This is a genomic window from Hwanghaeella sp. 1Z406 (assembly GCF_048892425.1).
Taxonomy (GTDB): domain Bacteria; phylum Pseudomonadota; class Alphaproteobacteria; order UBA8366; family Aestuariispiraceae; genus Pacificispira.
The window spans coordinates 355438-375892 of record NZ_JBLZHU010000003.1; the positions used below are offsets into that span (position 1 = coordinate 355438).

22 protein-coding genes are annotated in these 20455 nt (G+C 54.8%); 3 read left to right on the forward strand and 19 right to left on the reverse strand.

Features of this window, described 5'->3' with window-relative positions:
• Positions 1 to 5 precede the first annotated feature (5 nt).
• The 8 genes from nusA to ACOSDR_RS09075 all read right to left on the reverse strand — a co-directional run bounded on the left by nusA (position 6) and on the right by ACOSDR_RS09075 (position 7906).
• Positions 6 to 1592, reverse strand: a complete 1587-nt coding sequence (nusA, locus tag ACOSDR_RS09040; RefSeq protein WP_420723530.1) for a transcription termination factor NusA — start codon at positions 1590 to 1592, stop codon at positions 6 to 8.
• 52 nt (positions 1593 to 1644) lie between these two features.
• The gene (gene rimP, locus ACOSDR_RS09045; RefSeq protein WP_420731017.1) at positions 1645 to 2166 is read right to left on the reverse strand and encodes a ribosome maturation factor RimP; all 522 of its coding nucleotides are present in this window, start codon (positions 2164 to 2166) and stop codon (positions 1645 to 1647) included.
• Positions 2167 to 2353: 187 nt separating this feature from the next.
• Positions 2354 to 3043, reverse strand: coding sequence for a tRNA (guanine(46)-N(7))-methyltransferase TrmB (gene trmB / locus ACOSDR_RS09050; protein ID WP_420731018.1), 690 nt, complete (start codon positions 3041 to 3043; stop codon positions 2354 to 2356).
• A 25-nt stretch (positions 3044 to 3068) separates the two neighbouring features.
• Complete coding sequence (metK, locus tag ACOSDR_RS09055; RefSeq protein WP_420723527.1) at positions 3069 to 4256, reverse strand: methionine adenosyltransferase; 1188 nt, start codon at positions 4254 to 4256, stop codon at positions 3069 to 3071.
• A 192-nt stretch (positions 4257 to 4448) separates the two neighbouring features.
• Entirely contained in the window at positions 4449 to 4895 is a 447-nt protein-coding gene (locus ACOSDR_RS09060) for a helix-turn-helix domain-containing protein (RefSeq protein ID WP_420723642.1), read from the reverse strand.
• Between the two features lie 196 nt (positions 4896 to 5091).
• Positions 5092 to 6681, reverse strand: a complete 1590-nt coding sequence (gene lnt / locus ACOSDR_RS09065) for an apolipoprotein N-acyltransferase (protein WP_420731019.1) — start codon at positions 6679 to 6681, stop codon at positions 5092 to 5094.
• A gap of 119 nt (positions 6682 to 6800) precedes the next feature.
• A complete protein-coding gene (locus ACOSDR_RS09070; RefSeq protein WP_420731020.1) occupies positions 6801 to 7583 on the reverse strand; it encodes an SDR family oxidoreductase in 783 nt (260 codons plus the stop codon).
• Complete coding sequence (locus ACOSDR_RS09075; RefSeq protein WP_420731021.1) at positions 7580 to 7906, reverse strand: nuclear transport factor 2 family protein; 327 nt, start codon at positions 7904 to 7906, stop codon at positions 7580 to 7582. The genes ACOSDR_RS09070 and ACOSDR_RS09075 overlap by 4 nt, the downstream gene beginning before the upstream one ends.
• A 55-nt stretch (positions 7907 to 7961) precedes the next feature.
• Between ACOSDR_RS09075 and ACOSDR_RS09080 the strand changes: the two genes are divergently transcribed.
• Positions 7962 to 8327, forward strand: a complete 366-nt coding sequence (locus tag ACOSDR_RS09080) for a winged helix-turn-helix transcriptional regulator (protein WP_420731022.1) — start codon at positions 7962 to 7964, stop codon at positions 8325 to 8327.
• A 131-nt stretch (positions 8328 to 8458) separates the two neighbouring features.
• A complete protein-coding gene (locus tag ACOSDR_RS09085; protein ID WP_420731023.1) occupies positions 8459 to 9364 on the forward strand; it encodes a bestrophin family protein in 906 nt (301 codons plus the stop codon).
• A gap of 19 nt (positions 9365 to 9383) precedes the next feature.
• Here ACOSDR_RS09085 and ACOSDR_RS09090 read toward each other — a convergent pair whose 3' ends face one another.
• The 9 genes from ACOSDR_RS09090 to rimI all read right to left on the reverse strand — a co-directional run bounded on the left by ACOSDR_RS09090 (position 9384) and on the right by rimI (position 17234).
• Complete coding sequence (locus ACOSDR_RS09090) at positions 9384 to 10352, reverse strand: hemolysin family protein (RefSeq protein ID WP_420723523.1); 969 nt, start codon at positions 10350 to 10352, stop codon at positions 9384 to 9386.
• Positions 10353 to 10372: 20 nt separating this feature from the next.
• On the reverse strand, positions 10373 to 10864 hold the full coding sequence (gene ybeY, locus ACOSDR_RS09095; RefSeq protein WP_420731024.1) for an rRNA maturation RNase YbeY: 492 nt from the start codon (positions 10862 to 10864) through the stop codon (positions 10373 to 10375).
• The gene (locus ACOSDR_RS09100; RefSeq protein ID WP_420723521.1) at positions 10861 to 11853 is read right to left on the reverse strand and encodes a PhoH family protein; all 993 of its coding nucleotides are present in this window, start codon (positions 11851 to 11853) and stop codon (positions 10861 to 10863) included. Before ACOSDR_RS09100 ends, ybeY begins: the two co-directional genes overlap by 4 nt.
• Complete coding sequence (gene miaB / locus ACOSDR_RS09105; RefSeq protein WP_420731025.1) at positions 11850 to 13319, reverse strand: tRNA (N6-isopentenyl adenosine(37)-C2)-methylthiotransferase MiaB; 1470 nt, start codon at positions 13317 to 13319, stop codon at positions 11850 to 11852. The genes ACOSDR_RS09100 and miaB overlap by 4 nt, the downstream gene beginning before the upstream one ends.
• A gap of 349 nt (positions 13320 to 13668) precedes the next feature.
• The gene (locus tag ACOSDR_RS09110; RefSeq protein ID WP_420731026.1) at positions 13669 to 14568 is read right to left on the reverse strand and encodes a lysophospholipid acyltransferase family protein; all 900 of its coding nucleotides are present in this window, start codon (positions 14566 to 14568) and stop codon (positions 13669 to 13671) included.
• Entirely contained in the window at positions 14543 to 15388 is an 846-nt protein-coding gene (locus ACOSDR_RS09115; RefSeq protein WP_420723518.1) for a GNAT family N-acetyltransferase, read from the reverse strand. Before ACOSDR_RS09115 ends, ACOSDR_RS09110 begins: the two co-directional genes overlap by 26 nt.
• Positions 15385 to 15828, reverse strand: coding sequence for a Fur family transcriptional regulator (locus tag ACOSDR_RS09120; RefSeq protein WP_420723517.1), 444 nt, complete (start codon positions 15826 to 15828; stop codon positions 15385 to 15387). The genes ACOSDR_RS09115 and ACOSDR_RS09120 overlap by 4 nt, the downstream gene beginning before the upstream one ends.
• A 227-nt stretch (positions 15829 to 16055) precedes the next feature.
• Positions 16056 to 16487: a MucR family transcriptional regulator gene (locus tag ACOSDR_RS09125; RefSeq protein WP_420723516.1), complete on the reverse strand. Its 432-nt coding sequence runs from the start codon at positions 16485 to 16487 to the stop codon at positions 16056 to 16058.
• Between the two features lie 243 nt (positions 16488 to 16730).
• A complete protein-coding gene (gene rimI / locus ACOSDR_RS09130; RefSeq protein ID WP_420731027.1) occupies positions 16731 to 17234 on the reverse strand; it encodes a ribosomal protein S18-alanine N-acetyltransferase in 504 nt (167 codons plus the stop codon).
• A gap of 237 nt (positions 17235 to 17471) precedes the next feature.
• Here rimI and ACOSDR_RS09135 point away from each other — a divergent pair, with 237 nt between their 5' ends.
• Positions 17472 to 18563 (forward strand): polysaccharide deacetylase family protein, encoded by a 1092-nt coding sequence (locus tag ACOSDR_RS09135; RefSeq protein ID WP_420731028.1) that lies wholly within the window; start codon positions 17472 to 17474, stop codon positions 18561 to 18563.
• A 12-nt stretch (positions 18564 to 18575) separates the two neighbouring features.
• Here ACOSDR_RS09135 and ACOSDR_RS09140 read toward each other — a convergent pair whose 3' ends face one another.
• The gene (locus ACOSDR_RS09140; protein ID WP_420731029.1) at positions 18576 to 19667 is read right to left on the reverse strand and encodes a glucosaminidase domain-containing protein; all 1092 of its coding nucleotides are present in this window, start codon (positions 19665 to 19667) and stop codon (positions 18576 to 18578) included.
• A 188-nt stretch (positions 19668 to 19855) separates the two neighbouring features.
• Positions 19856 to 20443 carry a NifU family protein gene (locus ACOSDR_RS09145; protein ID WP_420723512.1) on the reverse strand — a complete coding sequence of 196 codons (588 nt, stop codon included), beginning with the start codon at positions 20441 to 20443 and terminating at the stop codon, positions 19856 to 19858.
• Between the last annotated feature and the right edge of the window lie 12 nt (positions 20444 to 20455).

Sequence of the window (20455 nt, forward strand, 5' to 3'; positions counted from 1 at the left end):
CGTCCTTAAGCCTCTTCCTCCGCAGCTTCAGCCGCAGCCTGTTCGGCCAGCATCTGGTCCAGTTCTTCCTGTGTCAGCCAGCCAACCTTCACACGCGCATTCATCACCATGACATTGGCTTCTGCCTCTGTCAGATCATCGCCGCGCAACAGACCATCGACCGGATCGGTCAACTCATCCGCTGCAAGTCCAGCAAAATCTTCAATCGTGCAGATTTTGTCTTCACCCAGCTTGATCAACTGTTTGTTGGTGAAGCCCGTGTAAGCAGCCAGATCATCGGTCACGCCCAGATTGCGACGATTTTCTTCCAGCAGACGATTCTGTTCATCCAGATAGGCGCTGGCACGATCTGACAGGGCTTCTGCGACTTCCTCGTCAAAGCCTTCAATGGTCGCCATTTCGTCAACCGGCACATAGGCTACTTCTTCAACCGAAGTAAAGCCTTCCGTGACCAGTAATTGGGCAATCATGTCATCAACGTCCAGGGCTTCCATGAACAATTCAGAGCGTTCGACGAATTCGCGCTGGCGCTTCTCCGATTCCTGCTCTTCGGTCATGATGTCGATATTCCAGCCCGTCAGCATGGACGCCAGGCGCACATTCTGACCCCGTCTGCCAATTGCCAGCGACAACTGCTCATCAGGCACCACGACTTCAATCGTGTTGGTGTCAGGGTCCATAACAACCTTGGTGACTTCCGCCGGGGCCAGGGCGTTCACGACAAAGGTCGGGTCTTCATCATTCCAGGGAATGATATCGATCTTTTCACCTTGCAATTCCGCTACAACGGCCTGAACGCGACTGCCGCGCATCCCGACACAGGCACCGACCGGGTCGATGGAGCCGTCATTGGACAGAACGGCGATTTTCGCACGACTGCCTGGATCGCGGGCGACCTTCTTGATTTCGATAATGCCGTCATAGATTTCCGGCACTTCCTGGGCAAACAACATCGCCATGAATTCAGGACGGGTCCGCGACAGGAAAATCTGCGGGCCCTTCTGTTCCTTGCGCACATCAAAGATATAGGCCCGCACCCGGTCCCCGCGTTTGAAATGTTCCCGCGGGATGATCTCATCCCGGCGCAGAACACCTTCAGCGCGACCCAGATCGATGGTCACATTGCCATATTCAACACGCTTGACCAGACCATTGACGATTTCGCCATTGCGGTCCTTGTATTCTTCGTACTGGCGATCACGCTCTGCTTCGCGAACCTTCTGCACGATCACCTGTTTGGCGGTCTGTGCGGCGATGCGCCCGAAATCAATCGGGGGCAGGCGATCAATGATGAAATCACCAACAACGGCATCGGGCTTCTTGCGGCGCGCCCGATCAACGGTGGTTTGTTTCACCTCGTCTTCCACGGCATCGGGCTCTACGACCTCGATATAACGGGCCAGCACGATTTCGCCGGTCTTGCGATCAATCGTCGCCCGGATATCGTGTTCCATCCCGTATTTAGAGCGCCCGGCCTTCTGAATTGCCTGTTCCATGGCTTCCAGAACCAGGTCGCGCTCAATCCCTTTTTCCCGGGCAACGGCGTCGGCTACGGCCAACATATCGGTGCGCGTGATCGTGATGCCTTCCATCGTATTCGATCCTCTAAACTTTTGGTCAGTCGTTTAGGATGCGCAGGGGCCCTTACAGGGCGGATCCCTCCGCGGTTCCGGTTGTTCCAGCAGCCGCAGCGCGGCTCGCCTCAATCAGCGCGTCGGTCAGTACTAACTTCGACTCGCGAATTTCTTCAAATGGCACTTCGAACGCGCCTGTGTCCGTCTCAATCTTAACCATCGTGCCGTTCAAGCCCCCCAGGATGCCGCGAAATCGGCGACGCCCATCAATCAGGGACTGTAACTCGACCTTTGCTTCAAACCCGGCATAGCGCTCAAAATCCTTGAGGCGGGTGAGCGGGCGGTCGATACCCGGAGAACTCACTTCCAGACTGTACGCCTGTTCAATGGGATCGTCCACATCCAGCAGCGCAGAAACCGCACGGCTGATATCCGCACAATCATCAACCGTGATCGCGGCCTCGTCCACACGGTCGGCCATGATCTGCAGCGTGATCTGTTTCGTTCCCAAAACGCGCACGCGCACCAGCCCGTATCCCATATCGGTCAGGGCTGGTTCGATCATCGCTGCGATACGGTCTTCGATCACCATTAACAGGTGCCTGTCTCTTCTCCGGCCGATGCCGGTTTTCCAACAAAAAAGGGCGGGCCGCAGCCCACCCCCATCCATCACTCTTGCAGTACAAGGCGATATAATGAAAGTTCAGTCGCAGGGTAATACGCCAATTGGGCCTGTCTATCAAGTCCGCAGTCACCAACCGGCCAGACCGGATCGTATCCTAATCCCGACGCTGAAATTGCAGGTAATGGGGACGTCCGGCCAGTGCCTTGGTTTCATATCGCGTTGGCGGTTGATCCTGGGGGCGATTTAACCAATCGCCGGGCCTTTGCGCGGTCCATATGAAATCCGAACATGCACCAATATGCAGCAGCATCCATTCCAGGTAATCGGGATGATCCGTGGCGCATCGCAGATACCCGCCTGGCCGGATCACACGGGCCAATCGAGGCAGGTTGTCCGGTCCAATAAAGCGGCGCATCCGATGACGCGCCTTGGGCCAGGGGTCCGGGAACAGAACAAACACCTGATCCAGGCACCCATCCGGCAAAACATCCAACACATGACGGGCATCATCCGGGTAGACGCGAACAGTATTGACCTTGGCCTTATCCAGATCGCGAACCAGTTTCACAACACCATTGATGAAAGGTTCACACCCGATATAGCCAACCGTTGGATTGGCCTGGGCCTGGGCCACCAGATGCTCACCAGAGCCAAACCCGATTTCCATCTGCACAGAGTCAACCGAAGGGATGAAAAGCTCTCTTGGATTCTTAGGCATTGCCTCAGGATCCAGCGCATAGACGGGCAGCCGCTGGTCCAGTATCCCCTGTTGCGAAGGTTTCAGGCTGCGCCCCTTTCGGCGGCCGAAAAACTTAAGCCTGGCTTCGTCCGATCGGGGGTCCATCACGTCAGTATCGCGTCACGATGCCTTAGGTCAGCGCCGATGTCAGCGCATCCACGAGGTCCGTGCGTTCCCAGCTGAAATGGCCTTGTTCCGTCGGGATGCGCCCGAAATGCCCATAGGCAGCGCTGGGGGCATAGATCGGATTGGCAAGTTTCAGATGTTCCCGAATACCGCGCGGGGACAGGTTCATCACTTCACTGACGGCCTTGACCAAACGATCTTCCGCAACGGTTCCGGTGCCATGGGTATCGACCAGCAGCGACAGCGGCTTTGAGACGCCAATCGCATAAGCGACCTGGATCGTGCATTTATCTGCCAGGCCAGCGGCAACAATGTTTTTGGCAACATAGCGCGCCGCATAGGCAGCCGAGCGGTCGACCTTCGTCGGGTCCTTGCCGGAAAAGGCCCCGCCGCCATGGGGGGCCGCACCGCCATAGGTATCGACGATGATCTTACGTCCCGTCAGACCGGCATCCCCATCCGGACCGCCAATGACGAAAATTCCCGTGGGATTGACATAGAATTCCGCTTCCGACGGGAACCATCCGGCGGGCAGGACTTTCTCAACATGCTCACGCACCAATTCACGGATCGCATGCTGTTCCATATCAGGGGTATGCTGAGTCGACACAACGACAGAGGAGACACCAACAGGTTTTCCATCTTCGTACTGAAGCGTCACCTGGCTCTTAGAATCGGGACCCAGGCCGCTATTGGGATCACTGTGTCGGAATTCTGCCAGACTTTTCAGAATGTCGTGGGAATATTGGATGGCGGCAGGCATCAGCACATCGGTTTCGCGGCGCGCATGCCCGAACATCAATCCCTGATCGCCGGCACCCTCGTCCTTGTTGCCGGCTGCGTCAACGCCAACAGCGATATCCTTGGACTGACCATGCAGGTAAATCTGCACCTCTGCATGGGCATGGTGAAAGCCCTCCTGCTCATAGCCAATATCCTTTACGGCGGCACGGGCGACTTGCTCAATCTTTTCCTTATTCACCAGACCATCAGGGGAAACGACGCTTTCCGGCCCACGAACTTCGCCTGCGATCACAATCCGGTTGGTGGTCGTTAGGGTTTCACAGGCGACGCGCGCACCGGGATCAGCGGCAAGAAACAAATCCACCACTTCATCAGAAATCCGGTCACAGACCTTATCTGGGTGCCCTTCGGAAACTGATTCGCTGGTGAACAAGAACGAATTGGCCATGCTGAAATCCCCTTCGAATACTCGGCTGTCGTGAGGCGGCGCATCAGAAGACGGTGCGCGGTTCATGATCGTATGTGTCAACCCACAGGCGGCGCATACATTTTCACCGCCTAAACGCGCGGTTTGTTACGAGGGTTTTAAGATAAGGTCAAGAGGGTGCTTGGTCGCTGCCTTGGGCGGAACGGGAAACCTTCAGGATTCTTCGGTCGCATGGGCCATGGCGCGGCACAGATCAAATATCTTTTGGCGGATTTCAGGATCTTTGATTTTGTAATAGGCCCGAATGAGTTCCAGGGTTTCCCGACGCTTCATTGGATCTTCATCGATATAGGGCTCTGATGGCGCTTCCTCCAGACCGGCACGCAGACGGGGGGACTGGCCCGCCGTTTCTGTCGTCATGTCATCATAGAAGAACTGTATCGGCACATTCAAAACCCGCGACAGATCATAAAGTCGGCTGGCCCCAATGCGGTTCGTACCGCGTTCATATTTCTGTACCTGCTGAAAGGTCAGGCCAATCATCTCCCCCAGTCGTTCCTGACTGAGCCCAAGGAGCGTGCGCCGAAGACGGACCCGCCTGCCAACATGAATATCAACCGGATTGGGAACACCGGGACGCCCTGCTGGAATATTACCCATTGAGGATTTCCCCGAAGGCAGATCATCTATTGGAGTCTTCGCCATAAACCAAATTCCTATTCTGATCGGGCTTTCCAGAGACAGCATGCGTTGCGCGACGACTGCCCTGAAACCTATTCTGCCACATATCAACAATCACGATAACGTCGTGCATTCCAAGTCATACACGATCAAGTCGCAGAATTTCTAGGATAAATCAACGTCGGATAGCCATCATTCCAGCAATAGCAGAAATTGTGATCAAGAATAGCGCTATTATATTCCCATATGAAGCAAACAGCGTTTCAGCCAGGGGTGGCGGCAATCGGAAGTCCCGCACGCCGCTTGAATCAAGCCCGATTCGGGCCAGTTCCCGACCATATCCATCATAAGCAACGGACACCCCGGTGCTGGCCGATCGAACCAGTGGCAGACCTTCTTCGATGGCACGCAACCTTGTGTGTTGGACATGCTGATAAGGACCAGTGGAATGGCCATACCAGGCATCATTGGTGATGTTTAAAATCCATTCGGGGCGGTGGTTGCTGTCAATCACTTGGCCCGGGAAAATTATCTCGTAACAAATCAGGGGTGAGAAGGGTGGAAGGCCCGGCAGGGTGAGCGTCCGAGGCCCCGGGCCAGGAGAATAATCTACAGCCCCAATCGTGACTTTTCCAAAGGGAAGGTAGTCGCCCAATGGAACATATTCCCCAAACGGCACCAGATGCGCCTTATCGTATCGCGCCTTGATATCCCCCTGATCGTTCAGGGCCAACAAAGCGTTATATAGGGTCAGCGGATCCTGCACCCGGCGCGGTGCGCCCGTTATCAGATACCCCCCGGTCGGCGCCGCGAAAGCGCCCGCAGCGGTTCTGAGATCCGGTGTTTCCTCAATAAAAAAGGCGGCCGAAGTTTCCGGCCAGATCACGGTGCTTACCCAGTCGGGTCGATCAGCACTGCTGAGCCGCAGAAATGTCTGAAAATTGCGCAGGCGAAAATCCCGGCCCCATTTTTCCGTTTGGGGAATGTTGGCCTGAACCATGCGAAGACCCGGTAGGGCCGGGTCCGCCTGCTGTTGGGTTAAATCGGGCGCAAGGGACAGTCGGATTGTGCCGCCTGCGAAAACCAGGGCCGGAAGTGCGACGACAATGACCAGGCTGAAACGTCGCCTCGCGCGGCCCTGGGCATGCGCATTGTCTGTTCCTTCCGTCGCGATCATTGAAATCAGAAAACCTGACAGCAACACCAAAACACCCATGCCATAGACGCCAATCAGGGAAGCGGCCTGGCTGAGGGCCGGAACGCCGGACCACAGATACCCAAAAGTGTTCCAGGGAAAGCCGGTAAACAGAACACCGCGCAGCATGTCCATGCCTGCGAACCCGACCACCAGTAACAGGCACCGCCCCAGGCGTTGACCCGTGGCGCGACCCGCGACTGAATCAACGATCAGCGTCGCCAGTCCATAGTACACTGCCATCACAAGCGGCAAACCGACCAGGGCGAAGGGAATCATCCACCATAGGTCTGTGGAAAAAACTAAAAGCGCGTTGGATATCCAATACCATCCGGCACAAAAATACCCAAATGCGAACCACCACCCAATACCAAAGGCCTGCCGTCGTCGCGTCACACCTTCCAGCATCCAAACTATGAATGGCAGCGTTAAAAAGGCGACGGGCCAGATATTAAAGGGCGGCAATGCCAGCGTCGTGATTGCCCCCGCCAGAAACAAAATTCCACGGCGACGCCAACCACCCCATGCATTCAACTGGCCCGGAAGAGACGCCAATCCACCCCATGTCATATCATGTTTCCCTAGATTGAATATGGGGGAACATTGGCCGATTCTGCTGTGATCAGCATCCTTATTTGCATATATGTTTTCACACAAAACTCCAGGGGCAACGCATCAGTCAGCGCGCCTTACGCCGTAGGCACGGTTCCGCCATCTATAACATACTCGGTCCCTGTAATTGCTGCCGCTTTCGATGACACCAGAAAGGCGATCAAATCAGCCACTTCATTTGGTTGAGTTGGACGACCAAGGGGAATTCCTCCCAAAGAGTCCATAATAATCTTCTTTCCTCCCTCATAATCCGTGCCGGCTTGCTCCGCCAGCCTTTCAGTCAGCCGAGCCGCAGCCTCGGTCTCAATCCAACCTGGTGATACCCGAACGACACGGATGCCCTTGGGCGTCACTTCTTTTGAAAGGCTCTTGCTGTAGGTTGAAAGCGCGGCTTTAGCCGCAGCATAGGCCGTGGTTGATTCCGGCAATGGCAATTCACGCTGAATCGATGTGACGTGGATGATGACGCCTGATCCCTGTTCGATCATCGATGGCAGCAAGGCGCGATCAAGCCGCACCGCAGACATCAGGTTCTGATTAAGCGCATTCTCCCATTCAATATCAGTCAGGGCTGCGAATCCTCCGCCGGGCGCACTAGACCCCCCGACGACATTTACTATGATGTCGACACCCCCTAATTGCTTAAGCGCCGCATCTGCCGCAGCCTGGCATCCTTCAGCGGTCGCCATATCCGCCGCGACATAAAATACATCATCCTGGGGAAGCTGCGGAAGCGCCCGTGCTGTTGTGACAATTTGCACGCCGGCATGGCGCAATGCTTGGACAACAGCGGCACCGACCCCTTTAGTTCCCCCGCTAACAAGCGCACGACGACCGCTAAGCCCTAGATCGAAACTCATAATGTGATCTCCAGTGATGCGATTTTTTCATCCCGAAGAACGAAGAAATATCGCAGATCCACGGGACTGCCTGGAAAATTACCCACAACATGCGCTGTCACGATGGTCATGCCGTCGGTTTCTTCAATTGAGAACGGTTCCACTGTATAGTTAAACTTGCGGGATGCCCCTGTTTTCCATTCCTGAATCGCTTGGCGACCGGTATAGGTTTTCGCTTCGTCAACGACGACACTGTCTTCGGTGAAGCACTCTGCGAAAGCAGGATTGTTATCCAGGTCAGATTGGTAATATCGGGAAATTGGGTGCGGTAGGTCTATTGGCATGTGCTTTTTCCTTTGTCCGTTTGCATCAACGGCAAAATAAGAATACGTTTTAAAGATGACAAGTACGGACAAAAAAGTTGGGTACTTACCGGAAGGTAAGGTACAATATACGCCAACCTCTGCGGCTGAAGGCGCGGAACAGGCCCTTAAGATGCTGGAAGGGCGCTGGAAACTGGTAATTCTCTTCCATCTTTTCGGCGGAAAGATCATGCGTTTTTCTGATCTTGAGCGTGCCATTCCTGCGATATCGCAAAAAATGTTGATCCAACAACTTCGGCAGATGGAGGCTGATGGCATCGTCCGCCGTATTGTCCACCATCAGGTGCCGCCGAAAGTTGAATATTGTCTAACCGATTGGGGACAATCCTTGTGCCCGGCCCTGGATGCCTTGCTGAAATGGGCAGAGCAACGGCACGGTTAGACAAAAGCAGGCCAAGTATTTATTCACGCAATGAAAGTCGCAAACAGCATGGTCCCGGATTTCATATCAGGGGATCATGTCGAATGCTCCTGTCTTGAATATCCATAGAGTTTTCTAAAGGCCCGCCCCCCATGATCGTTCGCAAGAATCCTACATTCCTGACCCTGTTCCTGATTACAAAAGGGTCAATTGTTCCGAAAATAGCCCCTAAAATCGGGTTCTTCATGGCCCTGTCCGTCATCATCCTGGTGCTGGACCACACCGGGGTTCCGATCATCCATATCAACTTTCAAGCCGCCAGTATTTTCGGCCTGGCGCTGTCCCTGTTTCTGGGGTTTCGCAACAATGCCGCCTATGAGCGTTGGTGGGAGGCACGCATGTTATGGGGCCAGTTAATCGCAGATATCAGAAGCCTGGGGCGGGAAACGATGACTTTTATGGGCGAAACTCAGGATCGCGCGGAACTGTTGAAGCTTGCCTGCGTTTTCCTGCATCTGCACCGCACCAATCTGCGCCGAACAGATCCCCCCGCGCAAGTGCAGGAATTTGCCGATCCGGCATTGATCCAATCCTTTAAAGATATGCGCAACCCGGCCTGCGGTCCTTTGAATGAAATGGCGAAACGGCTGCACCGTATTCATGCAAATGGAGGGATCAGCGACTTCGGCCTTCGCGTTCTGAGCCAACGACTGGGGGCCATTTCATTGGCCCAGGCGGGATGCGAGCGGATTGCTGGCACTCCCATGCCCTATGTCTATGTCCTGCTGATCTACCGCACGATCTTTCTGTATTGTATCCTGGTGCCGTTTGGATTGATTGAATCCGTGGGCTGGATGGCCCCGGTTTTTGCCGGGATTATCGCCTATGTCTTTTATGGGCTGGCTGCGGTGACAGACGAGTTGAAGCATCCCTTCACAAATTCCGTGAACGGTATCCCGCTGGACGCCATGTGCCGCACCGTCGAAATTTCCGTTGCAGAGGCCCTGAACACCCCGCCACCAATGCCCCTGGAGCCCAAGGATCATATCCTGACATGACTGTAAGGGGCTGCGCGAGTTACTCAGCCGCCTTAGCGGTCGTGTCAGCGGCGCGCTTTGCGTCGACACCGGGCGCTACGGCAGCGGGCCGATAGCGCAGGCGAACCCGTTTGATACGACGGGGGTCAGCTTCCAATACTTCGAATTCCAGCCCGGATTCCTCATGCGGGATCAATTCCCCCCGGATCGGTACGCGCCCTGCCAGCGTGAAAACCAACCCGCCCACGGTGTCGATATCTTCCTGACGCTCTTCATCTGTCAGGATCGGGCCCAACCGCTTTTCCAAATCCTCAATATCCAGACGGGCATCGGCGATCCAGGTGCCATCGGGCTTGTGTTCAATCTTGGGACCGCGATCAATATCGTGTTCGTCTTCAATTTCTCCGACGATTTCCTCGACCAGATCCTCAATCGTCACCAATCCGTCGATGCCGCCATATTCATCCACCACCAGGGCCATATGCAGCCGGTTCATGCGCATTTGCAGCAACAGATCCAGCACCCGCATCGATGGCGCGACAAACAGGACCTTGCGCATCACAGCACGGACGGAAAAGTTTTCCTTCGGCTCTGTCGTGGCCGCCAAGACATCCTTGATATGGACCATGCCCAGCACGTCATCCAGACTGTCGCGATGCACCGGATAACGGGAATGGGGCTGGCGCGACATGATCGCGACCAGTTCATCCAGCGACGTGTCCGCTGGGACAGAGACGATATCCGCCCGTGGAATCATCACGTCATAGGCGGTTTCTTCTCCGACATTTAGAATATTGTCGATCAGCGCCCGTTCATCCGAATCTATCGGGGTGGCGCGATCATCGTGCTGTTCCAACAGTTCTTCAAAACTGTCGCGAAGTTGCGATTCTCCGTTTCGGCCGAGAAGCGTGCGCAGAAAACCGCGCAGGCCACTCGGCTTTCTAGAACTGGGTTCGCCAGGGCCCTGATCACCGGTACTGGATGTGCCGGAGGATGAATGGTCTGCCATGATCTTTACCTTTTACGCCCTTACTTTGTTTCTGCGCCTTCGAGATAGGGATTTGCGATGCCAATGTCAGCCAAAATCTTTATCTCAAGCGATTCCATCTCTTCGGCCTCTTCCTCATTCTCATGATCAAAGCCCAATAAATGCAGAACGCCATGAATTGTCAGATGGCTCAGGTGATGGGCGAATTGCTTCCCCTCTTCCCCCGCCTCCCGTGCACAAGTTTCCCGTGCCAGGACAACATCACCCAACATCAGGGGTTCACCTGGAATATCGGCATCGTCCCCAGACTCAAAAGACAGCACATTGGTCGGCTTGTCCTGACCACGATAGTCCCGGTTCAACTTCTGGACCGTTTCATCATCAGCCAGGGCAAGGGACAATTCCAGATCCCGGGTCGGGTTCATGGCGGCAAGCGCCGCCCGTGCGGCCGCCTGGGCTATGGATTCATCGGCTGGCGTCCAATCCCCTGCTAATATGGTGCATTGAATGTCCCAATTGGTAGACGTGGTCACGCCGGGTTGCCTCCTGCCTTGGCCGCATCACGGGCGTCATAGGCCTGAACGATCTTCGAGACCAGGGGATGGCGCACGACATCCGCAGAGGTGAACCGCGTCATGCCGATCCCCTTGATGCCGCTAAGGGTCTGCACCGCTTCGGCCAGTCCGGAAATCTGACCAGGGGGCAAATCAATCTGTGACAAGTCCCCGGTCACCACCATGCGGCTGTTTTCCCCCAGCCGCGTCAGGAACATCTTCATCTGCATCGCGGTGGTATTCTGCGCCTCATCCAACAAGACGAAGGCGTTTTTCAGCGTTCGCCCGCGCATGAAGGCCAAAGGCGCGACCTCAATCTCTCCATTCTCCAATTTCCGCGATACCTGATCGGCTGGCAGCGTATCATACAGCGCGTCATAGATCGGGCGCAGATAGGGATCGACCTTTTCCTTCATATCGCCCGGTAGAAAGCCCAGACGTTCCCCAGCCTCCACAGCAGGGCGCGACAGGATCATCTTTTCGACCTGCCCGGACAGCATCATGGAAACCGCCATACAGACCGCCAGATAAGTCTTCCCGGTTCCCGCAGGGCCAATCCCAAAAACCAGATCATTGCCCCGGATCAGATCGACATATTCTGCCTGCAAGGGCGTGCGCGGTGAAATCTGGCGACGGCGGGTGCGGATGATGGGTTCCTGTTGCCCAAACAGATCCGTCGGCTGGCCCACCATGCGTAAGGCGGCATCAATATCTGCGTCCTCCAGCGATTCGCCGCTGCGCAATCGGCTATAAAGGCGATTTAGGCCTTCTTCCGCCAATGTAACCCCGTCTTTAGAGCCGGTCACCGCCACCTGATTACCGCGATTGATCAGCGTTATTCCCAACTGTGCTTCTATCCGAACCAAATTCTTATCATGCTCTCCAAACAATTCGGGTAGAAGGCGGTTGTCTTCGAATTCAATGACATGGGTGATGGTGCCCATATCTTCTGTCAGGATGGAGTTCAAGCGCAGACCCTTTCTTTGGGATCAATGGGCGGGGATTGCCCAACTTCAGCGGCTCCCGATTGAGATACAAACGAGTGGGATGGCAACATGGCGGGGTCGCCAGAAACCAACGACCCAAACAAACTATAAGCCTTAAGGTCCTGAATGTCGCAGTTTACAATATGACCGATTAGTGACGCGCCCCCAAAGATATGCACGGGTTGCAGATACGGTGATCGCCCGACCAGTTGCCCAGGGTCGCGGGCTGATTTTTCCATCAGCACAGGCATCGTCTTGCCGATACAGCCCCGGTTGAACGCTTCCTGCTGGGCGTCCAGCAATTGCTGTAACGCCGTCAGCCGATCGGTCATGACCGGGTCAGGGACCACATTTCCCATATCCGCCGCCGGCGTTCCGGGACGGGGTGAATATTTAAACGAAAAGTTCGCCGCGAAACCAACATCCGTCACCAGCTTCAGCGTGTCTGCAAAATCCGCATCGCTTTCACCGGGAAAGCCGACAATGAAATCGGAACTGAAGGCCATATCCGGGCGCACATCCCGCAGGCGATCCACAACCGTGCGGAATACATCCACTTTATGCTTGCGGTTCATGGCCGCCAGAATGCGATCCGACCCGCTTTGTACCGGCAGATGCAGGAAGGGCATCAGGGCGGGCACATCCCCATGCGCCGCGATCAGGTCATCATCCATATCCCGGGGGTGGCTGGTAGTATAGCGAATCCGGGCCAGGCCATCGATTTCCGCCAGGGCGCGGATCAATCGGGCCAAACCCCATTCACGCCCATCCGGTCCATCCCCGTGATAGGCATTCACATTCTGGCCCAGCAGCGTGATTTCCCGCACCCCTTTGGCCACCATCTGTTTGGCTTCGTTCAGAATGGCGATCGCAGACCGGGACTGTTCCGACCCACGGGTATAGGGAACAACGCAGAAGGTGCAGAACTTGTCACACCCTTCCTGAATGGTCAGAAAGGCAGAAATACCAGCCGGAATGCGTTCTTCGGGCAGGACATCATATTTATCTTCAATCGGGAAATCCGTATCGACCTGACCCTTGCCCAGATTCTTGTCGGCTTCTGCCAGCATGGCTGGCAGGCGGTGATAGGTCTGGGGCCCGAAAACCATATCGACCTGGGGCGCGCGCCGCAGAATTTCTGCACCTTCGGCCTGTGCGACACAGCCTGCAACCGCCAGCATCATGCGCCCGCCGGTTTCTGCCATTCGGGCCTGTGCTTCGCGCAGGCGGCCCAGTTCCGAATAGACCTTTTCCGATGCCTTTTCGCGAATGTGACAGGTGTTCAGAATGACCAGATCAGCCCCTTCAACATCAGGGCTGACTTCAAATCCCATTGGCGCAAGTGTCTCCAGCATGCGTTCGCTGTCATACACGTTCATCTGACAGCCATAGGTCTTGATGTGGACCTTCCGCAATCGATCTTGCGACTGGCGTTCCGGGGTCTTCATTGAATTAGTGGCACCATGGGTCATCAACACGCTCGCTTCACAGTATGCGGGAAAATACAACAATCCCGCGCCTGATAGGACAGACAATGGGGTGCCGTCAATGCGGCATCACATACGCCAGACGCTGAAAACTGTGCGGTGATTCGGTACCAGGGGGCAGGATTGTTATTGCGGTGGACCGTCATATGCGCCCATCCAACGCCGCGTGCAATCGCGTGTGGAATGCCTGAACCGGAGAGGGCGGACAATTGCTAAGGACCATACTGCGAAATGCTTGCCAATTTCCTAACGTGTCACGGGATGCCTGATGCTCTTGCAGCCTACTGCAAGATTGTTTCAACTTCAAGGATCACGACGCAGCCTGGAAGATTGGGCTGCTGGGCTGTGGCGCATTATGCAGCGCGGTTTGCAGCCCTTGCGTACAGGCCCGTTGCGTCGCCTGCGCCAATTCTTTGCGCCCCCCGACATCGGCCATGCGCAGGGGTTCATGAAACACGACATCCACGCCAACCGTGCCCAGACCCAGCCATCCCATCAGATGGGGCACCAGTTCCATATCGCCAAACCAGGTATATAGCGGGCGCAAGGCGCGCCCCATGGGCATGCCATCCAACCGGTTATACGCGATGGAGACCGTCTGCACCTCGATCTGCCCGGTTTTCGGGAATTCGATGCTGGCGGATTGGAACAGCGCGCTCTTGAAGGGCAAAACACGACTGCCATCCGAACTTGTCCCCTCTGGAAACAGCACCAGACATCCGCCATCTTCGATGCGCTGTTTCATTTCGCTCAGATGCCTGTCCGCCTTACGCGGATCGCGTTCGATGAAAACCGTGCGCTGTTGAACCGCCAGCCAGCCAAATATCGGCCAGTCGCGGACCTCTGACTTCGACACGAAGGAACAGGGCAGCAAGGCACCCAGCACGACGATATCCAGATAGGATGCATGATTAGCAACGAACAGAACGGGGCGGTCCCGAATCGGTGTGCCGGTCACGCGCACGTCAATCGCGGCGATCCGCTGAGTCATCTTGTGCCATTGCATGGTAACAGCGGGTGTAACGCCCCGTTTCGCCAGAATACTGCGCAGGTTCAAAACTGCCAGCCACAGGGTCCACAATGCGATCCCTGTTGCGCGCAACCCCGCCAGAAAACGAGATGTCTTAAAAACACCGGGTTGGGGAATGGCGCGCGGTCGCCGATAGCGGCTGGGATCTGGCTTTTCAGGTCTCGCTTGAACTGCGCTCATCACTGCCACTTTCGCCTGTCTTGCGGACATAGTGTTTGTAGTATCGATCGGTCACCAGATCGGTTTCAACCACGATGCAGACATCAATCGTATCAAATTGTGGATCAATCACGGCACCGTCGCCGATAAAGCCCCCCAGACGCAGATAGCCCTTGATCAGCGGTGGAACAGCGGCCAGGCCCTTGCGCTTTTCATAACTGTCTGCGGGCAGGCGATTCATTTCAACATACCGTTCCGGCAGGGCGACCGGGCGTTTTTCTATCGGGGCCAGATGGTTCTGATACAGATAGCTCAATGGCAGGGCAATGGCGTCCGGATCCACGCCGGAAAAACTGGCACAGCCAAACATCAGCGTAATGTCATAATGGAAGACATAGGCGGCAATGCCCCGCCACAACAGGTCCATGACATGGCGGGTGCGATAATTGATATCAACACAGGATCGGCCCAGTTCCAGAATTTCACCCGGCTGGTTTACAATCGCGCTGATATCATATTCATCAACGCTGTAGAACTGCCCATGGCGCGCCGCTGCCTCTCGCCGGACCAACCGATAGGTGCCAACAACAGATTCCGGACCGTCCCCAAGACTACGATCAACCACCAGCAGATGATCGGCGACGTCATCAAATGTATCCACATCCCGCTTGCTGCGCGCCGTCTCCGGACTGGGATGGGCCGTCATTTCTTCATAGAAGACCCGGTATCGAAGCGCTTGGGAGGCATCAACAAAACCAGGATCCCCATTGGCGAGCCGAATTCCAAGATTGTTGCTCGTCAACTGCGCTAACGACTCATTCAGTGAACTGGTACTTGTCACGATGGGCTCTTCTTCCCTGATCGGCCCAGGCGCACACCAAATAATTCAAGCCGATGATCAACCAGTTGATACCCCAATTCCTTGGCGACGGCTTCTTGCAAACGCTCAATCGCTTCATTGTGGAATTCGATCACTTTTCCCGTCTCAATATCAATCAAATGGTCGTGATGTTCATCGGGAACTTCTTCATAGCGTGCACGACCGTCCCCAAAGTCATGACGGGTCAGGATATCCGCCTCTTCCAAAAGGCGAACGGTGCGATACACGGTTGCGATGCTGATTTTTGAGTCAACTTCGGTTGCGCGTTGATGCAATTGTTCCACATCGGGGTGATCATTGCTTTCAGAAAGCACGCGGGCGATGACCCGGCGTTGCTCCGTCATCTTCAAGCCTTTTTCTGCGCAAAGATTTTCAATGCGAAGAGGGTCCGTCCCATCCATTACAGCGTTCCCTTCTATTCTGACAGTTGGCCGTACCAATTGCTGTTAAACAAACCCTACCTGTGCAGCCCCCAAGGATCAATTCTATATGATGCCAATTCCAGAATGAAACCCACAGCACAGCCCAATCAGCGTGATGATAGTGCATAACCAATCATGCAAAAAGAAACCCGCCCATCATCATTGTGATGATGCAGCGGGAATCGAAAACAGGCCGTTCTGCAAACTTATTTTTTACTGTTGCTGCGGGTTTGCCGTCCAAGGCCGATTTCCTTGGCCAGTTTGGAACGCTGTTTGGCATAGTTCGGGGCGACCATCGGATAATCTGCCGGCAGGCCCCAGCGTTCCCGGTATTCTTCCGGTGACATATCATAGGAGGTTTTCAGATGGCGTTTCAGCATCTTTAATTTTTTGCCATCTTCCAGGCAGACCAGATAATCTGGATGAATTGATTTCTTAACCGAAATTGCCGGAATTGGTTTATCCGCTTCGGGCTCTGGCCCTTTACCGACCTGCTCCAGCGTTCGATAGACCTGCTCAATCAATCCGGAAAGCTCAGAGGAGGGAACAGAGTTATTGGATACATGCGCCGCGACAATATCGGACGTCAATTGTAACAATTCAGAGGACCCAATATCTGTTTCAGAAGTTTCCGCCATGACTTTACCTTTCTTTTAGCAGCCTGATCACCCTGTATCGATCAAACTAATACCGAATCTCAAGTGACATTTACTAATCACACAACCAGCTTCATGCATTGATTATAGAATTATCATTCATCAAGCATGATTTTGGACTTAGCAAAAAAATATTGATTTTTGCAAGAGAAGAATCAAGTGCTTTAACTTTTAATTTATTTGCATGCCAGTATCTGAACCAGAAAAACTAAAACCCCTTTATCTTTATAGCCTTTTTTGCATAACAAGCGCATCGATAAATGTGCCATCACTTCTTCGATAGTATTTTTTCCGCAAGCCAACTTGCTTGAACGCCATATGAGAATACAACGCCAGGGCGGCAGGGTTATCTTTCCCGACCTCCAGAAACACCTGTTTTGCCCCATTCTCTTGCGCCCGGATCAAAGCGATGCTCAGTAACGCCTTACCAATTCCTGCCTTGCGCCATTGCGGTGGCACCCCAATGGATAGTATTTCAGCTTCGTCCATGACAATTCTGGCCAGGATAAAGCCAACAGGATCGTCAGGATGATCCACTTTCGGCGGGACAGATTGCAGCGCGATCAGCCCCCAAGTCCCCGGAACGGACAACAATTCGCGTACAGAGGGTTCAGGCCAGGGATCATCAAAGGCTAGAGCATAAAGCGCCGCGATCACCCTGAAACCCTCTACCCCAATTGGCGTAATCCGAATGCCTTTTCTGGGCATGTCAGGGGGCTGACGGGTCATGGATAACACCTTTGGATGGAACAGAAACAGAAAATGACCCAGGTTCAGGTGAATGGCAAGTCGGCACTTGGCAGGCTTTCCCTGACAGGACCGGTGGGATTTTAGCGGCATTGTCGGTGTGGCACTTTTTAAGATTGTGGCAATCGTGGTGCCATGCTTAGAACATATCGGGGGGCCATGCTGAAAATCAAAGCGGATTGATAACCGCATTTGGCAAGTAAATAGCTGGAGACACGTATGGTCGTTTGGAATTTCATTTGGGGTCGCATCCCCCAGGCTTTGTGCCGATTGATCGGTCTGGTTTTACTTGTAATCCTGGCGGCTTCCGGCCCTGGCATGGTCGGGACCGCATCGGCGCAAGAGACTGTGACTTCTGCTGTTGTCCTGATGTATCACCGGTTTGGTGAGGATGATTATGCCAGCACCAGCGTCACGATGGAACAATTCGAAGCCCATGTCAGGGAACTGACGTCCGGAAAATATACTGTGATGCCGCTCTCTAAGATTGTTGCGGCCCTGAAGGCCGGAACCACGCTGCCCGACCGTGCAATCGCCCTGACAATCGATGATGCCTATGCCTCAGTCTATGACAGGGCCTGGCCAATTCTGAAGCGCGAAGGAATACCCTTTACCCTGTTTGTCGCAACCGAACCCTTAGACCAGGGGTCATCGGATTTCATGACCTGGGACCAACTTGTGGAATTTCAGGAATCCGGCCTTGTCGAAATTGGCAGCCAGGCGGTGACCCACCCCCATATGCCCTTGAAATCCAATGCCAGGAACCGAGAAGAACTGACGCAATCTGCGAACCGCCTGCAGGAAAAAACCGGTGTGCGCCCGACCTTATTCGCCTATCCCTATGGAGAGGCCAGCCGTGATGTTATGACCCTGACACAGGAACAGGGATATAGCGCAGCCTTTGGGCAACATTCCGGGGTCGCCAATAGCACCAGCGATATGTTTTATCTGCCCCGTTTTCCGATCAATGTGAACTATGGCGGGGTTGAGCGTTTTACGCGGTTGGTGAACGCCTTGCCCCTGCCGGTATCCGGTCTGACGCCCAGCAACCCTACCCTGCCCACAGAAGGTTCGGGCAATCCGCCAGCCTTTGGCTTTACGGTGGAAGGCGTCTCAGAGAATTTGACGGACCTGAAATGCTATCACTCTGATGCCAGCCAGATTTCAGACTTCCAGCAATTGGGAAACCGGTTTGAAGTACGATTCGATGGCGCCTTTGCCCCGGGTCGCACCCGCATCAATTGCACCATGCTGGGACATTCCGGACGATGGCGGTGGTTCGGGATGCAGTACTACGTTCCGCCCGAATAAAGCCCGAATATATTAAGCCTGCGGGTTTCTCAGCTTTGCCTTATCCAGCGGGCGCAATTCATTCGCGGAAATGATCCCACGGATCAGTTCAATATATTCATGGCCCTTTTCGGAATAGGATTCCAGACCAGCCGCCAGGGCAACGCCATTCAAAGTGCTTCCCTCACGGCGCATTTTGGCGCGAATGTCGCGTAAACTGCGATAGGCCCGATGCGTATTCAGATTCTTGATATAGGCCGCGACCGCTTCCAGCGGGGTGTCGAAAACCTTAATCTTATGGGTCAGTCCATCCTTGCGCTGTTCCGGCACCAGTCCTTCAGCGCCCTCGCCCCACACCCATTGTCCGAACAAAGCATTGCCTTCACGGGCAAAGCGGGACGTTCCCCAGCCACTTTCCACAGCCGCCTGGGCCAGCGCCAGAGAGGGCGGAACCTCGTCCACGCGACGCAACAGCAAATCCCATTGACCGGCCTCAACCCGATACGACTCAAACTGTGCCGCCATCCATGCCGCATCATCTGCAGCGATGGATTTTCCTGTCATCTCCCGCTCCCGCAACGCCTGCAGGCGCTTGCGATCAACTGCAAGGCGTTCATTGGTGATCAACACCAACGGCAACAGCATTTTGAAGAAAACGGCCTTGCGACGGTCAATTTCCTGAATCTCTTCCAGATCGCCCGGAACAGAGACCGCAATGACCCGGGGCACAGTCATTGTCTGGGCGCGAATATCATCCAGGCGATAATTAAGCGCCGTGAATTCCGATTCCAAGTCGGCGACCGTCATCGCATCCCCAGAAGGCGACAGGCGGCGGTTCGTTGCACGCGGCTGGGTCGTCGCGTCGTCTGTTTGATCCGTTGCGGTATCCAGGGGGGCATTCAAGTCTGTCGGCAACAAAGACAGCGAGACCCGCGCCGTGGGCCGTTCATCCCCTGACAGGCGGTCGCTGCGCAGATATCCCGTCAAAGACCCCTGATCGCTGAGGGTCGACATGGCCAGGATGACGCCAATACCCGCGGCGAATCCCATTGCGAAAAGCGCCGCCCGGTTGTCGGACCTGTTGGATCGCCCGCCCGTATTAGTGTCTATTGTTGTATCCACCATCTCGCATCCTCTGTTTTGCGTTTCCCGCACAACTGCGGACCACAAAAAGCACAAGCCCGATCATAAGCGATACATATCGCCCTTAATCAGGGTGCCAAGGTGTCATCATTGAGACAGTTTCAGGGCAATCCGAAAGGAACCCCGATGCCGTCAGCCAATCCCATCCAAACAGTCGGCGAAACCAATAATCAGGCGGTTGCGCGCACTTCTGTTACTTCGGGGATATAGTGCCGGAGCATATTTTCGATCCCCATCTTCAGGGTTGCGGTCGAGCTGGGGCAGCCCGCACATGCACCCCGCATGGTCAGAAAGACCACGCCCTGCTTAAAGCCGTGGAAGACAATGTCCCCCCCGTCTTGTGCAACGGCAGGACGCACCCGGGTTTCCAGAAGCTCGCGGATTTGACCGACAACGGCCTCATCTTCTGGATCATAGGTGGCTTCAGCCGTTGAGGACGCTGTAGCGGCATCAGCGGGTCCGGCACCTGCTGATAAAACATCCCGCCCAGCGGTAAAGTGTTGCATGATAACGCCCAAGACTGAGGGCTTCATCACGTACCATTCCCGGTCTTCCGTCTTGCTGACCGAAATGAAGTCATTGCCCAAAAAGACCGCCGCGACGCCCTCGATTTCAAACAAAGCGCTGGCCAGAGGGGAAACCCCTTCCGCCGCATCCTTATTGGGAAAGTCCAACGGATCGGCCTTGTCCAGGACCGCACGTCCCGGCAGAAACTTCAGCGTAGCCGGGTTTGGGGTCTGTTCCGTTTGAATAAACATCGCGTCTTTTGC

What these genes read in the sequence shown, in the direction of transcription:
- nusA (WP_420723530.1), bottom strand. Translation starts at nt 1,592, where the DNA reads ATGGAAGGCATCACGATCACGCGCACCGATATGTTGGCCGTAGCCGAC.
- rimP (WP_420731017.1), bottom strand. Translation starts at nt 2,166, where the DNA reads ATGGTGATCGAAGACCGTATCGCAGCGATGATCGAACCAGCCCTGACC.
- trmB (WP_420731018.1), bottom strand. Translation starts at nt 3,043, where the DNA reads ATGGACCCCCGATCGGACGAAGCCAGGCTTAAGTTTTTCGGCCGCCGA.
- metK (WP_420723527.1), bottom strand. Translation starts at nt 4,256, where the DNA reads ATGGCCAATTCGTTCTTGTTCACCAGCGAATCAGTTTCCGAAGGGCAC.
- ACOSDR_RS09060 (WP_420723642.1), bottom strand. Translation starts at nt 4,895, where the DNA reads ATGGGTAATATTCCAGCAGGGCGTCCCGGTGTTCCCAATCCGGTTGAT.
- lnt (WP_420731019.1), bottom strand. Translation starts at nt 6,681, where the DNA reads ATGACATGGGGTGGATTGGCGTCTCTTCCGGGCCAGTTGAATGCATGG.
- ACOSDR_RS09070 (WP_420731020.1), bottom strand. Translation starts at nt 7,583, where the DNA reads ATGAGTTTCGATCTAGGGCTTAGCGGTCGTCGTGCGCTTGTTAGCGGG.
- ACOSDR_RS09075 (WP_420731021.1), bottom strand. Translation starts at nt 7,906, where the DNA reads ATGCCAATAGACCTACCGCACCCAATTTCCCGATATTACCAATCTGAC.
- ACOSDR_RS09080 (WP_420731022.1), top strand. Translation starts at nt 7,962, where the DNA reads ATGACAAGTACGGACAAAAAAGTTGGGTACTTACCGGAAGGTAAGGTA.
- ACOSDR_RS09085 (WP_420731023.1), top strand. Translation starts at nt 8,459, where the DNA reads ATGATCGTTCGCAAGAATCCTACATTCCTGACCCTGTTCCTGATTACA.
- ACOSDR_RS09090 (WP_420723523.1), bottom strand. Translation starts at nt 10,352, where the DNA reads ATGGCAGACCATTCATCCTCCGGCACATCCAGTACCGGTGATCAGGGC.
- miaB (WP_420731025.1), bottom strand. Translation starts at nt 13,319, where the DNA reads ATGAAGACCCCGGAACGCCAGTCGCAAGATCGATTGCGGAAGGTCCAC.
- ACOSDR_RS09110 (WP_420731026.1), bottom strand. Translation starts at nt 14,568, where the DNA reads ATGAGCGCAGTTCAAGCGAGACCTGAAAAGCCAGATCCCAGCCGCTAT.
- ACOSDR_RS09120 (WP_420723517.1), bottom strand. Translation starts at nt 15,828, where the DNA reads ATGGATGGGACGGACCCTCTTCGCATTGAAAATCTTTGCGCAGAAAAA.
- ACOSDR_RS09125 (WP_420723516.1), bottom strand. Translation starts at nt 16,487, where the DNA reads ATGGCGGAAACTTCTGAAACAGATATTGGGTCCTCTGAATTGTTACAA.
- rimI (WP_420731027.1), bottom strand. Translation starts at nt 17,234, where the DNA reads ATGACCCGTCAGCCCCCTGACATGCCCAGAAAAGGCATTCGGATTACG.
- ACOSDR_RS09135 (WP_420731028.1), top strand. Translation starts at nt 17,472, where the DNA reads ATGGTCGTTTGGAATTTCATTTGGGGTCGCATCCCCCAGGCTTTGTGC.
- ACOSDR_RS09140 (WP_420731029.1), bottom strand. Translation starts at nt 19,667, where the DNA reads ATGGTGGATACAACAATAGACACTAATACGGGCGGGCGATCCAACAGG.
- ACOSDR_RS09145 (WP_420723512.1), bottom strand. Translation starts at nt 20,443, where the DNA reads ATGTTTATTCAAACGGAACAGACCCCAAACCCGGCTACGCTGAAGTTT.